The 14,686-nt window shown below is 25.5% G+C and carries 19 protein-coding genes; 16 read left to right on the forward strand and 3 right to left on the reverse strand.

Features of this window, described 5'->3' with window-relative positions; all coding sequences use genetic code 4:
- Together AACK97_RS04780 and AACK97_RS04785 are read left to right on the forward strand one after the other, a co-directional pair.
- Entirely contained in the window at window positions 1–426 is a 426-nt protein-coding gene (locus AACK97_RS04780) for a hypothetical protein (protein WP_338966965.1), read from the forward strand.
- Window positions 427–500: 74 nt separating this feature from the next.
- Entirely contained in the window at window positions 501–1,583 is a 1,083-nt protein-coding gene (locus AACK97_RS04785) for a DDE-type integrase/transposase/recombinase (protein ID WP_338966968.1), read from the forward strand.
- Between the two features lie 303 nt (window positions 1,584–1,886).
- Here the strand turns inward: AACK97_RS04785 and AACK97_RS04790 are convergent, their stop codons facing one another.
- Entirely contained in the window at window positions 1,887–3,140 is a 1,254-nt protein-coding gene (locus AACK97_RS04790; RefSeq protein ID WP_338966971.1) for a hypothetical protein, read from the reverse strand.
- 417 nt (window positions 3,141–3,557) lie between these two features.
- Between AACK97_RS04790 and AACK97_RS04795 the strand changes: the two genes are divergently transcribed.
- A complete protein-coding gene (locus AACK97_RS04795) occupies window positions 3,558–3,692 on the forward strand; it encodes a hypothetical protein (protein ID WP_338966916.1) in 135 nt (44 codons plus the stop codon).
- Window positions 3,693–3,705: 13 nt separating this feature from the next.
- Here AACK97_RS04795 and AACK97_RS04800 read toward each other — a convergent pair whose 3' ends face one another.
- Window positions 3,706–4,017 (reverse strand): hypothetical protein, encoded by a 312-nt coding sequence (locus tag AACK97_RS04800; RefSeq protein WP_338966942.1) that lies wholly within the window; start codon window positions 4,015–4,017, stop codon window positions 3,706–3,708.
- A 313-nt stretch (window positions 4,018–4,330) separates the two neighbouring features.
- On the opposite strand from AACK97_RS04800, the gene AACK97_RS04805 reads away from it, so the two are divergent.
- From AACK97_RS04805 to AACK97_RS04855, 11 genes are all read left to right on the forward strand, one after another.
- Entirely contained in the window at window positions 4,331–4,630 is a 300-nt protein-coding gene (locus AACK97_RS04805; protein WP_338966919.1) for a hypothetical protein, read from the forward strand.
- Between the two features lie 132 nt (window positions 4,631–4,762).
- Window positions 4,763–5,605 (forward strand): rolling circle replication-associated protein, encoded by an 843-nt coding sequence (locus AACK97_RS04810; protein ID WP_338966944.1) that lies wholly within the window; start codon window positions 4,763–4,765, stop codon window positions 5,603–5,605.
- Window positions 5,606–5,678: 73 nt separating this feature from the next.
- Window positions 5,679–5,891, forward strand: a complete 213-nt coding sequence (locus AACK97_RS04815; RefSeq protein ID WP_338966947.1) for a hypothetical protein — start codon at window positions 5,679–5,681, stop codon at window positions 5,889–5,891.
- Window positions 5,892–6,055: 164 nt separating this feature from the next.
- Window positions 6,056–6,286 carry a hypothetical protein gene (locus AACK97_RS04820; protein WP_338966950.1) on the forward strand — a complete coding sequence of 77 codons (231 nt, stop codon included), beginning with the start codon at window positions 6,056–6,058 and terminating at the stop codon, window positions 6,284–6,286.
- 15 nt (window positions 6,287–6,301) lie between these two features.
- Window positions 6,302–6,544, forward strand: coding sequence for a hypothetical protein (locus tag AACK97_RS04825; RefSeq protein ID WP_338966953.1), 243 nt, complete (start codon window positions 6,302–6,304; stop codon window positions 6,542–6,544).
- 28 nt (window positions 6,545–6,572) lie between these two features.
- Window positions 6,573–7,565 carry a hypothetical protein gene (locus AACK97_RS04830; RefSeq protein WP_338966955.1) on the forward strand — a complete coding sequence of 331 codons (993 nt, stop codon included), beginning with the start codon at window positions 6,573–6,575 and terminating at the stop codon, window positions 7,563–7,565.
- A 13-nt stretch (window positions 7,566–7,578) separates the two neighbouring features.
- A complete protein-coding gene (locus AACK97_RS04835; RefSeq protein WP_338966957.1) occupies window positions 7,579–7,905 on the forward strand; it encodes a hypothetical protein in 327 nt (108 codons plus the stop codon).
- 10 nt (window positions 7,906–7,915) lie between these two features.
- A complete protein-coding gene (locus AACK97_RS04840; RefSeq protein WP_338966959.1) occupies window positions 7,916–8,161 on the forward strand; it encodes a hypothetical protein in 246 nt (81 codons plus the stop codon).
- A 24-nt stretch (window positions 8,162–8,185) separates the two neighbouring features.
- Complete coding sequence (locus tag AACK97_RS04845; RefSeq protein ID WP_338966962.1) at window positions 8,186–10,036, forward strand: hypothetical protein; 1,851 nt, start codon at window positions 8,186–8,188, stop codon at window positions 10,034–10,036.
- A 54-nt stretch (window positions 10,037–10,090) separates the two neighbouring features.
- Complete coding sequence (locus AACK97_RS04850; protein WP_338966965.1) at window positions 10,091–10,516, forward strand: hypothetical protein; 426 nt, start codon at window positions 10,091–10,093, stop codon at window positions 10,514–10,516.
- Between the two features lie 74 nt (window positions 10,517–10,590).
- Window positions 10,591–11,673: a DDE-type integrase/transposase/recombinase gene (locus tag AACK97_RS04855; protein WP_338966968.1), complete on the forward strand. Its 1,083-nt coding sequence runs from the start codon at window positions 10,591–10,593 to the stop codon at window positions 11,671–11,673.
- 303 nt (window positions 11,674–11,976) lie between these two features.
- On the opposite strand, the gene AACK97_RS04860 is transcribed toward AACK97_RS04855, so the two are convergent.
- Window positions 11,977–13,230, reverse strand: coding sequence for a hypothetical protein (locus AACK97_RS04860; protein ID WP_338966971.1), 1,254 nt, complete (start codon window positions 13,228–13,230; stop codon window positions 11,977–11,979).
- A 538-nt stretch (window positions 13,231–13,768) separates the two neighbouring features.
- Between AACK97_RS04860 and AACK97_RS04865 the strand changes: the two genes are divergently transcribed.
- The gene (locus AACK97_RS04865; protein ID WP_338966972.1) at window positions 13,769–14,068 is read left to right on the forward strand and encodes a hypothetical protein; all 300 of its coding nucleotides are present in this window, start codon (window positions 13,769–13,771) and stop codon (window positions 14,066–14,068) included.
- A 133-nt stretch (window positions 14,069–14,201) separates the two neighbouring features.
- The gene (locus AACK97_RS04870; RefSeq protein WP_338966974.1) at window positions 14,202–14,588 is read left to right on the forward strand and encodes a hypothetical protein; all 387 of its coding nucleotides are present in this window, start codon (window positions 14,202–14,204) and stop codon (window positions 14,586–14,588) included.
- Window positions 14,589–14,686 lie beyond the last annotated feature (98 nt).

Consider the following 14,686-nt stretch of genomic DNA (forward strand, 5'->3'; position numbering starts at 1 on the left):
ATGAGAAAATTTTTATCAGCTTTAAATTTAATATGTGTAATGTTTATTTTTGGTTGTAGTAAAGCAGATGTTTCTAAATCAAAAAAAGATAATATTTGCAATAACAGTTGTGAATTGAAATTTTCTAGTTTATTAAACATCACTCTTGTTGTTGATTCTGGTGTTTATTTTGATTTATCTAAATTTGATATTGAATTACCTAATGATGTTAAAAATCAAAATAAAAATTATCCTAATCGTTTACCTTTTTTTATGGATAGTCAGGCTTTTCTACTTATAAAAGATTTTTTTCAAAAATATGGAACCTTTCAATCTATTGATAGTAAAAAAATTTATACTATTCCAAAAGTAGTTGATATTGTAATTAAATTAAGAAATTTAAGTCCTTATTCCTTAATCTTTTTCTCAGCAGAAATGCCTCATTAATTTAGTAATTTAATAATCATTCTTGAAAATCGTATTTTTTGTACTACGGTTTTCTTAATTTAAGGAGTTTAAAAATGAAATATATTATTTCCCAAGCAGATTTAGCAGATTTAAAAGCAAAAGCACAAAGTTGACTAAGTGCTAATTGCCGTAATCCTTATTACTATAAAACTAAAAAACGCATTACTGCATATTTAAATTTATGTACTTATTTTTATATTGAAGAAACTACTTTAACAAAACTTATTAAAAAATATTTTAAGAATGCAGCGAAAACCTTTTATCGTTGGGCACAAAAAATTATGACCGCTTATTATTCGGACAATTTAGATTTATTATTGTTTAAAACTACAAAACCACAAAATCTTAATTATCAATATAGTTTAAATTCTCGTGAAAAAATATGCGATTTATATTTTGATTACAAAAATCTTCAAGCCGGTGGAATGTGGTCTTTATTTAATAATTTAAAAATCGGTTCTCACGATATTAAAAATTCAAAAATTCCGAAAAATATCAAAACTTTTTACCGTTGAATTAAATCTGACCCTCGTTGAAAAGAATTAAAACAGCAAATCAAACAAACAAAACGCCATTTTAAGCGTTATGAAGTCTCCGAGATTGGTCTTTTACAAATGGATGCCAAAATTATTACCACATCAAATTTTCCGGTTGATAAAAAATATTATATTTATGATTTCATTGACGAAATGACACGCATAGTATTTGGCTATGTTTATGATAGTTTAGGAACTAACAATGCCCTTAATGCCGCGCAAAGAGCAATGAAAGATTTCGGCGAACTTGGCATAACAATCAAACGCCTTCGTACTGATAATGCACCAGAATTCACTACTACTAACTGAAGTAATAAAAAAGCATACAAAGTAAAAGAAAAGTCTTTTACAACCTTTCTTTCAAAAAATGGAATCATTCACGAGACGACACCAATCCGCTCTCCTCAGAGCAACGGAAAGATTGAACGATTCCATCAACATTATACTAAATTATTTTATGCCAAGGGTAAAAAACTGAATCAAAATGAACTTCAACATTATTTAAATCAATATTATTACTTTTATAATTTTGAACGCCACCACTTATCTTTAAATTCTAAAACTCCTTTTCAAACATTACAAAAACTTTTAACAAAATAATTTTTATAAAGTATTTAACTTATTGTTTCAATTATAAATTAAAGTGATGCTTTTAAAATACCTAATATATTTTTCATATTTATTTTTTCTATTTTTTATATAATTCTGTTTATTAACTTAATTAAAAATGGAAATAAATTAATTTCCATTCATTTTACTAAATTTTAAAAGGTTTATTTTTAGTATCTAGAATTGCTGTATCTTCTGTTATAGAATTACTTTTACATTACTAGGATAATTTTTATAGATATATAGCTCTTATCTTAAAATATATACTTATTTTATCTTATTTTCTAAAATATTCTAAGACAAAATAAAATCAGCAACACAACTAATTATACCAAGAGCAGAACCTTTAGCCATACCTGTAAGTAATCCGGTAATAAAAGCTTTTCCGGATTTATTAATAATAATTTTTAAAGGAGAATCACTATTTTCTTTTATTTTCTTTCAAGCATCACCAGGAGCATTTGAAAGTGTATTTTTTTTAAATGAATCAAAAATATTATCTAAACATGTTTTTGGTTTCTCTAATTTATCTAATCTTGATTTTATATCATCTATTTCTGATTTAAGATTGATTATTTCATTATTTTGATTTATATTGATTAAATCTTGAATATAGTCATGTCTTATCTGTAATAGTCATAATTTAAATTCATTTTTAAATTTTTCTTCTTCACTAATCAAAATATTTTGATTATAATTTTTATCTTCTCTTTTTAATTTTAAAGTTTTTTCTTCGCTATTAGCTCAAATATCAAATTGTTTTGCTTTTTCAACTGTTAACGAAAATAAAGGATTTATATCAATATCGCCTACAAGACGAATTGAATCATATTTAAGTTTTACTCAAGGACTTTTAAATGAATCTGAACCTACATAATAACAATTTTGAATCATTATTTTATTATTTTCACGGTATATTCTGATTGCAAGTTCTACACCACCCCCAGAACCAAATAAACCACCACCGGTATTATAATATTCATTAAATATATGTTTAACAGCTTTATATTGATCACTAAAACTATAACCACCAATATTTGTATTTGCTGAACTAATTCAAAAAAGAGGGTGATTATGTTTGTTATCAAAAATATTTTCTTTTCTAAATTCTTTTATTAGATTTGTTGATATTTTTAAATTTCGTTCAATTAAATTTTTTCCATTCAGTAACATTTCTGCCCTAAAATTAATGAATTCTAATTCCTGAAATTTTTGTTGAAATTCTTCTCAATTTTTTGCATACTTAGTTCAATCATCTATTAAAACTTTAATATCAGCACCTTCATTATGTTGAAAGCCACCACCACTACTATGTCTTTTTTCTCCGCTGTCATAGTTAATATTAAATTTATAAAAAAAGTTATTATTAAAAAATTCAATTTGCTCTTTTGCATAGAAATCTCTTTTATTTCTTTTTAAATTTTCTAAATTATTTATTTGTGTATAATTAATTTCATTTTTTATCGGAGTTGGAGCATTGCCAACAAGTCCTGCGGTTCCGCTTCCTGCTATTGTTATTGTTCCTAAGATTGATAGTAATTTTTTCATATTAATTAATTTCCTTATTCGTAAATTTTTAGTAATTAATAATAAAATTTATTCAATAAGCAACAACCTCTCTACCAAGAAAAAATTTACAATCTTTTTACCTTGAAATTTAATTATAAACTGTTTTTAAAAATTTTCTTATAATTTATCGTTATTTATAAAAATTTTAAATAAAAAATAAATCCACCCCTTTTAAAAACTTCTTGTACTTGTCATAAGTATGTGGTATATTACATACTTTTGATAAGGTTGTAGAAACCATATACATATGACAAGATTTTGTTTTCTACAAACTTTTAGGGGGTGTTTTCTTTTGGCAGTAATATTTTGTATTGAATGCGACAACGAAAGCTATATCGTTGGCAATAAAAATACAGTTGGAATCTGTAATTCTTGCGATGAAAAGGGGTTTTAATTTTGAAAGAAACGATAGATTATAAAATATGTCGTTGGTGTTTGCATATTAGAAACTTAGGAAATCACGATGCTTGTGATAAAAAATTTATTAATCATATTAAAAAAATATTAAAAAATAAAAATAAAGCACACTAAAAAAGTAAGAAATTTATTTTTTAAACCTATAAAAAATTAAATATAGAATTCAAACAATACCAATAATAAATTGAACTACAAATCAACCTTCTTCTTTAAATAAATAAACTCATTTTAAATCTTGAAATTTTAAATTTCAATTAAAAAATCAAACCATAGCATATAATGCTTGTCCAAATGAATTATCTTTATCCGGAGTTCAAAAATAAGCAACTCCTTGTAAAATTCAACCTATTCAAATAGTTATGCCTAAATAATTAAGATTAACTTCTAAAAAGCAAATTATCTTATCTGAAATATCTTCTAATTTATCTAATAAATACATATAAAACCTCCTAATTTTAAAAATAATAAAAGGATAAAAAAAGAAAATGAAAACTGTAAATAAATTTATAAAAAAATATTGATGAATAATACTTAATTACATTATATTCATATCTTTAAGTATAGTTTTATTATTACATACAGATATTGAAAATTTGCAACAATTTATTAAAAATTTTGGAGCAATTGGTAGGTTAATGATTATAGGTTATTCATTAGTATGAGTAACCATAACACAAATAGTGAACTGTTTAATTCGTTTTGTATTAAAAAAAATCAAAATTAAAAGAAAAATAAAAGGAATTTAAAAAATAATGTTTAAAGTTAAATTAGTTAGTATAAAAAGAAAAATATTTAAAAATAAAGATGGCTCTACGATGTCAGGATATTCTGCCGAATTTTTGCGTTATGAAAATGACTTATTTGAGCCTACCGGCGAACAAAAAGCCTTATGAATTGATGATAATAATTTAGAACAACAAGAAATTTATAAATTGTTAAAAGAAAATGTTAAATCATTTTTTAGTTGCGAATTAACTTTTGATAAAAACCCCAAAATAGTTAATTTGCAAAAAATTGAATTAGAAAAAAATCAAAAAAACTTGTCCAGTTAATTGATAATCACTTCGGTCTGCGAAGCGGTGCGGAAAGCGTATGCTCCGCCCGCTTAGCGGGTAGTCGGCGAAGCCGACTATTACTTGATTAAATAACACAACTGGCGAAAATCTAAAACTGGAGCATAAAATATGAATTTACAACCTCAAAATCCGACTGATTTTTATATGAAAACGATTTATTACGGTCAATATATTCGCAATATTGTTATGCCTTTAGAACGCATCAAAGCAAATACTCGTAATGCTAACGGAGTTAAAAATAAGGGTAATTGTGATACAAAAATGCTTAATAGCAATATTCGTGCAAAATCTAATGTTATTCGGAAAGCATATCATAATTTTTGAGACTGTAAAAAACTTACATTCTTAACGCTTACTTATGCTGATGTTAATGAATTTGATATTAGAAAATGTAAGCGTGATTTAAATAAATTTTTTAAAAAATTAAAATACTGATTTAAAGTTAAAAATAAAAATATTAAGTACTTGTATACCTATGAATATCAGAAACGAGGCGTTATTCATTTTCATATTTTAATTACCGAAAAAATACCTCATAAAATTATTTTACAATTTTGACCTTACGGAATTAATAAAAATATTAGAGTTCGTGAAAACACTAATGAAATGGTTGTAAAATATTGCTCTAAATATATAACTAAAAATGTCCTGCACGAAAAGTCATTAAACCAGTATGACTTAAATATCAAGGCTTATCAATTCTCATATAACTGTCAAAATCCCATTACTAGAAAACAAGTATTTACCGATACTTTGAATAATATTGTTAAACGAACTGTAAATTCTGAATTTGTAAAATACTTAAAATCAACAGTTAATAACTTTAAAACCAAAATGTGCGGAGCAATCTATGAATTTAAAAATATTAATTATATAGACTTTGAAAGTGCAAATTATGCTTCATTAGAAAGTTTAAGATTTAGAAATCAACTAAGAAAAATGAAACATTAGGAGTTAAAAAATGAAAGAAAAATTGCAATTTAAAATAAGAATTAAAAATTAAAAAATTAAGGAGAAAAGAAAGATGAGTATATTTGGGTTAGTGTTCTTTACGATTTTAACATTATTACTAGCATACTATATTGCGGTTAATATTTATCGGTTTTTAAAAGATAAAAAGAAATACGGTAGTGAAGCAAAGCAGTTGCCAAAAGATTTTACTTATGCACAACGAATATTTATTGCAAAGTTTAAGCGAAATTTATTAGAACAAGATGAAAAAGAAATTAAAAAGTAGGTTTAGAAAATGTTTAAAAAAATAATTATTGAGTTAATTGAATTAATTTATCCAACTGCCGATTTACCACCCCAAGTTGTATTTTTGTTTTCAATTTTAATAATTGTAATGCTATTTTCGGCAATTATTTTTCTACTCTTTTGACCTTTTAAACGGTAATTATTATGTTTTTAGTTGCTTGAAAAGATTTAGATTGAGAAATGACAAAATTGTATTTTTGAGATTTATTTATTCAAATTAAAGTTATTCCGGCGTGAGTTTCTGGAAAAGAAATTGATTTAACCCAAGAACTACTTTGACTTTTAATAGCAAATATTGCGTTTTGAATGGTATTAGTATTCATTGTCTTATTTATGGTTATTTTATTTTATAAGGTTAAATCATATTTTGTTTAGAAAGGGGGTGATTATATGTTTAGAACTTTCTTAACAGAAGTAATTACGCCAGTCGCCGTTACGGGAGAACAAGCCGTTACTAACTTATGAAAAGCATTAATTAAAGCGTTTGGTAATATTTGAACCGATATTATTGGTGGTAATATGCCAAATGTTGTTAATTTCTTTGCTACATATTGAGTTTTCTTGCTTGGGGTGATTATTGGTTTATTTTTAATCGCTTTCAAAATGTTTGAAAAATTAATGCCCGGCAGATAATAATAAAAATAAAGAAAGTGTGATTTAAGTGATGCTATTGTTTAAGAAAATAAATTTAAGATTATATGATTTTGTTGCTTTAAATCGCACTTTATTTATTATTGCGTGATTTTATGGTGCGATTTTGCATTATTATAATCCCCAAAGTTGACGAATGTTATTTGATATTATTTATTTATTAATTGCTTTGTATGTTTTATATACTAAAATTTCTCATTTCTTTGCTCGTCGAAGTTTTATTAATTTCTTATTAAATTCACCCTTAAATTTAGTAATTGGTGCTTTAGGGACTGGAAAAACCGCTTTAATGGTTTTAGCTTCTTACTTATTAAGTGGTTGAAAAACGATTTCTACTTTTCCAATTACCAATAAACAAATGCTTTCATTAGGCCATATGTCTTTATTGGATTATAATTATCCAATTTTAGATGAAAAATCATTATTACTTTGAGATGAAACTAATTTATTTCTTGAAGGTACTGACTATAAAGAAAATGATAGAGTAACCCAGGGTTTACAAGAATATTTTGCTTCGGCTCGACAATTTACCCATATCGTATTAGCGAGCGGACAACGAGCTGAACATATATGAGTTAAAGTTCGTGATATTGCGAATTCAATAATTGTTGGCATTAGAAAAAAACCAGTTAGTATTTTCCGACCCTATTTACAAGTTATTTATGGCACTTTTAAATCGGTAAGCGAATACGAACAATGACGATTAACGCTAATTAATGCAAAAAATGATAAAAAAGGTCGCAAAATCAAATATCGTAGTATTCCGGAATTAGACATTTATTTCTTTAAATTGAAAATTCCGATGTCAATTTTAAATCTTTACGATAATAAATATTTATCATTCTTGCGTGAATTAAGTAATCGTGCTTTGAATGATAATTATCAGCATAAATTTTGAAATGATAATGTAATGGATATTGAAGCATTAGAATATTTAAAAATGGAAAAATTCAGCAAGATACTTACTAAGTTAAAAAATAATCTGAATAAGAAAAACAAGTAAAGGAGTTTAAAAAATGGAAAACTTAGAAAAAATGGCTAGTTTGATTGGCGATATGTTTTATAAAGTTTTTGATTTAATTTGAACTTTAACCATTCCCGGAACAGATATTCGTATTATTATTTTTCCGCTAATTATTCTTGTGATAAATCTTGTAATTGGTGGCATTTTAGGTATTCATATTGAACGACCAAAAGTTGGTTTTCGTAAAAAATATCGAAAATCAGTCGCTAATTGAGGAGCTAAGAAAAAATCATCTAGTGGTCCAATTAAGAAATTTAGTGGTAATAGTTCTAAAAATAGACCGTGAGCTAACCAACACGGACGGCGAATAAAAAGGTAGGTTTTAGAAAATGTTTAAATTAATAATATTATTTATTCTTGTTGCTGTTTTTTCTATTTTTGCTTTAAACGACTTTTTAGGTTTATGAGCCTATGTGCGTGAGGGTTTAGAATATTTTAATAAAGTTCTATCAAGTAATATTAAAATTTTAGAACTATTTAAACCAATGATAAGATTATTTTCTCAACATCCAATTTTCCAAATTTTAGGAACGATTTGTATTTTATCAACAATATACCTTATTTTAAGAAGTTAAACATAGAAGAAAGGACAAATAGATATGTATAAATTTATGTTGTGATTAATTATCGCTTTTATTGGTTTAGTTCCTCTAGGTGCCTTCTTTGATATAAAACAACCACCAAAACCTAATATGGAACAATCCTTTATGAAGCGAGAAAAACGAGCAACTAATACTAGTCAATGTGGTAATAGTTGTGAATTACAATTTGCTAGTTTATTAAACATTACTCTTGTTGTTGATTCTGGTGTTTATTTTGATTTATCTAAATTTGATATTGAATTACCTAATGATGTTAAAAATCAAAATAAAAATTATCCTAATCGTTTACCTTTTTTTATGGATAGTCAGGTTTTTCTACTTATAAAAGATTTTTTTCAAAAATATGGAACCTTTCAATCTATTGATAGTAAAAAAATTTATACTATTCCAAAAGTAGTTGATATTGTAATTAAATTAAGAAATTTAAGTCCTTATTCCTTAATCTTTTTCTCAGCAGAAATGCCACTACAATCAGAAAAAGATAACGAACAACCATTACCAACCGAAATAACTAAAAATGATGGTGAATATCAGTATAATCAGTTTCAAGATAAACTTGATTATTTAATGATACAACGCCGAGATTTTGATAAATTTAATTATAGTTATTTATATTGAGTACCCATTTTTAATTTCTTTGATGATAATTTTAAATATATGAATGAAATATCAATTAAGTTAAATGGCTTTAAACAGAATAGTAAATTTAGTTTAAGTCGCGAAAATTCATATCCACCAGGTTTCATTGAAGAAGTTATTTTTAGAGAACTTTCCTTTTCTAGTTTTGGTGATGTTATTACTATAAAAACTGAACATGGTAGCATTAGGGGTTATAATGAGATTTTAGAAAATGGTAACTCACTTTGAAAATCTGGCTCGCAAACAAGTTTTGGAAGAGATTTTATCAACACCTTTTTCGGACAAATTAATTATTATGGTAATACTTTCCATTTTTTACGCTATGATGACAAATTAAAGGCTGATTTTAAAGATTTTATACTTTATTATCAAAAAGATTTAACTATTGATTTTATTAACGGTTTATTTAACAAAATTTATAAAATTTTAGGTGAGTTTTTTGTACAATTCTTTTATGCGAGTTTTGATACAGATGCCTCTACTTATGTAGAATTAGATTACAAAGGGATGCAACAAATTCCTAAAAATGTTTTACAAATGGGTTTTTTCTATCGTTCCTTAATTACTTTTTATCCCAAACAGTATTTAATTAACTTTGGTTCAACAATTGAAAATAGTAAGAATATGATTTTTCGTTCTTATTTCTTTGTTAAAGATAAACAAATTACCAATGGTTTTAATACTGGTAAAAGTTCTTATCAAATAGATTTTAATGTGTTAAAAGCATATGATAACCAATTATGAAACGCTACTAGTAATAAACTGCATTTTTATAATGCTAAAGTTGATGTAATGTATGGGATTAATATTTTTACGCTAACTTTTCCACTATATAAAAAGAAAAGTGAAAACACTGAATATCATTATTCTTTATACGATTTTAACATTTTGAATTCAACGGCTTTTATTGGGGGTGGAATAAGCGGTAATATGAATGACTTAATTCCGACGCCCAACTGTTCTTATTGGGGTTTATTTAGTGCAATATCCTGTGGCATTCAGCACGCTTCTGTTAGTATGTTGAATTGATTGCTTGGCCTTTCTGGGATTAATCTTTTAATTCGCCCCATTGCAGATATTGCCAAAACAACAATTAACTTTACCAAAACTGCCTTTCCAGTGTTTGAAGTTATTCCGGCATTTCAGATGTTATTTGAATTTGTAGTTCCACTAGCAATCTTACTAATGATATTAAAAAAGTTCTCTTAAATATTGCCAATATTTTTATATAATATAATTCCTTTGAAAGGAGGATTTTTCTTTATGAGAAAATTTTTATCAGCTTTAAATTTAATATGTGTAATGTTTATTTTTGGTTGTAGTAAAGCAGATGTTTCTAAATCAAAAAAAGATAATATTTGCAATAACAGTTGTGAATTGAAATTTTCTAGTTTATTAAACATCACTCTTGTTGTTGATTCTGGTGTTTATTTTGATTTATCTAAATTTGATATTGAATTACCTAATGATGTTAAAAATCAAAATAAAAATTATCCTAATCGTTTACCTTTTTTTATGGATAGTCAGGCTTTTCTACTTATAAAAGATTTTTTTCAAAAATATGGAACCTTTCAATCTATTGATAGTAAAAAAATTTATACTATTCCAAAAGTAGTTGATATTGTAATTAAATTAAGAAATTTAAGTCCTTATTCCTTAATCTTTTTCTCAGCAGAAATGCCTCATTAATTTAGTAATTTAATAATCATTCTTGAAAATCGTATTTTTTGTACTACGGTTTTCTTAATTTAAGGAGTTTAAAAATGAAATATATTATTTCCCAAGCAGATTTAGCAGATTTAAAAGCAAAAGCACAAAGTTGACTAAGTGCTAATTGCCGTAATCCTTATTACTATAAAACTAAAAAACGCATTACTGCATATTTAAATTTATGTACTTATTTTTATATTGAAGAAACTACTTTAACAAAACTTATTAAAAAATATTTTAAGAATGCAGCGAAAACCTTTTATCGTTGGGCACAAAAAATTATGACCGCTTATTATTCGGACAATTTAGATTTATTATTGTTTAAAACTACAAAACCACAAAATCTTAATTATCAATATAGTTTAAATTCTCGTGAAAAAATATGCGATTTATATTTTGATTACAAAAATCTTCAAGCCGGTGGAATGTGGTCTTTATTTAATAATTTAAAAATCGGTTCTCACGATATTAAAAATTCAAAAATTCCGAAAAATATCAAAACTTTTTACCGTTGAATTAAATCTGACCCTCGTTGAAAAGAATTAAAACAGCAAATCAAACAAACAAAACGCCATTTTAAGCGTTATGAAGTCTCCGAGATTGGTCTTTTACAAATGGATGCCAAAATTATTACCACATCAAATTTTCCGGTTGATAAAAAATATTATATTTATGATTTCATTGACGAAATGACACGCATAGTATTTGGCTATGTTTATGATAGTTTAGGAACTAACAATGCCCTTAATGCCGCGCAAAGAGCAATGAAAGATTTCGGCGAACTTGGCATAACAATCAAACGCCTTCGTACTGATAATGCACCAGAATTCACTACTACTAACTGAAGTAATAAAAAAGCATACAAAGTAAAAGAAAAGTCTTTTACAACCTTTCTTTCAAAAAATGGAATCATTCACGAGACGACACCAATCCGCTCTCCTCAGAGCAACGGAAAGATTGAACGATTCCATCAACATTATACTAAATTATTTTATGCCAAGGGTAAAAAACTGAATCAAAATGAACTTCAACATTATTTAAATCAATATTATTACTTTTATAATTTTGAACGCCACCACTTATCTTTAAATTCTAAAACTCCTTTTCAAACATTACAAAAACTTTTAACAAAATAATTTTTATAAAGTATTTAACTTATTGTTTCAATTATAAATTAAAGTGATGCTTTTAAAATACCTAATATATTTTTCATATTTATTTTTTCTATTTTTTATATAATTCTGTTTATTAACTTAATTAAAAATGGAAATAAATTAATTTCCATTCATTTTACTAAATTTTAAAAGGTTTATTTTTAGTATCTAGAATTGCTGTATCTTCTGTTATAGAATTACTTTTACATTACTAGGATAATTTTTATAGATATATAGCTCTTATCTTAAAATATATACTTATTTTATCTTATTTTCTAAAATATTCTAAGACAAAATAAAATCAGCAACACAACTAATTATACCAAGAGCAGAACCTTTAGCCATACCTGTAAGTAATCCGGTAATAAAAGCTTTTCCGGATTTATTAATAATAATTTTTAAAGGAGAATCACTATTTTCTTTTATTTTCTTTCAAGCATCACCAGGAGCATTTGAAAGTGTATTTTTTTTAAATGAATCAAAAATATTATCTAAACATGTTTTTGGTTTCTCTAATTTATCTAATCTTGATTTTATATCATCTATTTCTGATTTAAGATTGATTATTTCATTATTTTGATTTATATTGATTAAATCTTGAATATAGTCATGTCTTATCTGTAATAGTCATAATTTAAATTCATTTTTAAATTTTTCTTCTTCACTAATCAAAATATTTTGATTATAATTTTTATCTTCTCTTTTTAATTTTAAAGTTTTTTCTTCGCTATTAGCTCAAATATCAAATTGTTTTGCTTTTTCAACTGTTAACGAAAATAAAGGATTTATATCAATATCGCCTACAAGACGAATTGAATCATATTTAAGTTTTACTCAAGGACTTTTAAATGAATCTGAACCTACATAATAACAATTTTGAATCATTATTTTATTATTTTCACGGTATATTCTGATTGCAAGTTCTACACCACCCCCAGAACCAAATAAACCACCACCGGTATTATAATATTCATTAAATATATGTTTAACAGCTTTATATTGATCACTAAAACTATAACCACCAATATTTGTATTTGCTGAACTAATTCAAAAAAGAGGGTGATTATGTTTGTTATCAAAAATATTTTCTTTTCTAAATTCTTTTATTAGATTTGTTGATATTTTTAAATTTCGTTCAATTAAATTTTTTCCATTCAGTAACATTTCTGCCCTAAAATTAATGAATTCTAATTCCTGAAATTTTTGTTGAAATTCTTCTCAATTTTTTGCATACTTAGTTCAATCATCTATTAAAACTTTAATATCAGCACCTTCATTATGTTGAAAGCCACCACCACTACTATGTCTTTTTTCTCCGCTGTCATAGTTAATATTAAATTTATAAAAAAAGTTATTATTAAAAAATTCAATTTGCTCTTTTGCATAGAAATCTCTTTTATTTCTTTTTAAATTTTCTAAATTATTTATTTGTGTATAATTAATTTCATTTTTTATCGGAGTTGGAGCATTGCCAACAAGTCCTGCGGTTCCGCTTCCTGCTATTGTTATTGTTCCTAAGATTGATAGTAATTTTTTCATATTAATTAATTTCCTTATTCGTAAATTTTTAGTAATTAATAATAAAATTTATTCAATAAGCAACAACCTCTCTACCAAGAAAAAATTTACAATCTTTTTACCTTGAAATTTAATTATAAACTGTTTTTAAAAATTTTCTTATAATTTATCGTTATTTATAAAAATTTTAAATAAAAAATAAATCCACCCCTTTTAAAAACTTCTTGTACTTGTCATAAGTATGTGGTATATTACATACTTTTGATAAGGTTGTAGAAACCACAGATGTTTTGCACATTTGGTTTTTATAAATTATTTGGGGGTATATTCTTTTGGCAGTAATATTTTGTATTGAATGCGACAACGAAAGCTATGTCATTGGTAATAAAAATGCAGTTGGAATCTGTAATTCTTGTGATGAAAAGGGTTTTTAAATTTTGTGGAAAACTATTAAAAGTTCAATATTTATAAATGAAATAAATGTGGAAAACAATGTGGATAACTAAAAGTTTGTTAATTGTATTAAAAATATTTTAAATTTGGAAGGAAAAAATAAATAATGTTTAAAATTAAATTAGTTAGTATAAAAAGAAAAATATTTAAAAATAAAGATGGTTCTACGATGTCAGGATATTCTGCCGAATTTTTGCGTTATGAAAATGACTTATTTGAGCCTACCGGCGAACAAAAAGCCTTATGAATTGATGATAATAATCTAGAACAACAAGAAATTTATAAACTGTTAAAGGAAAATGTTAAATCATTTTTTAGTTGCGAATTAACTTTTGAAAAAAACCCCAAAATCGTTAACTTGCAAAAAATTGAATTATCAAAAAATCAAAAAAACTTGTCTAGTTAATTGATAATCACTTCGGTCTGCGAAGCGGTGCGGAAGGCGTATGCCCCGCCCGCTAGCGGGTTAGTCGGCGAAGCCGACTATTACTTGATTAAATAACACAACTGAACGAAAACCTAAAATAGGAGCAAAAAATATGAATTTACAAGCTCAAAATCCGACTGATTTTTATATGAAAACCATTTATTACGGTCAATATATTCGTAATGTTGTTATGCCCTTAGAACGCATTAAAGCAAATACTCGTAATGTTAGTGGTTTAAAGAATAAAGGAGAACGAGAAACCAAAATGTTAAATAGTAATGTGCGTGCTAAATGTAGTGCTGTCAGAAAGGCATATCATAATTTTTCAGTTAAAGAACTTACATTTTTAACTTTAACTTATAAGTTAAAGGAAACAGATGTTAAAAAATGTAAAAAAGAATTAAAAAAATTTTTTAGAAATATAAAATATTATTTTAAAAAAAAGATTAGTATTTTTTACGATTTTAACATTATTACTAGCATACTATATTGCGGTTAATATTTATCGGTTTTTTAAAGATAAAAAGAAATATGGTAGCGAAGCAAAGCAGTTGCCAAAAGATTTTACTTATGCACAACGAATATTTATTGCAAAGT

The organism is Spiroplasma endosymbiont of Lonchoptera lutea, assembly GCF_964019715.1.
Classification (GTDB): Bacteria; Bacillota_I; Bacilli_A; order Mycoplasmatales; family Nriv7; genus Nriv7.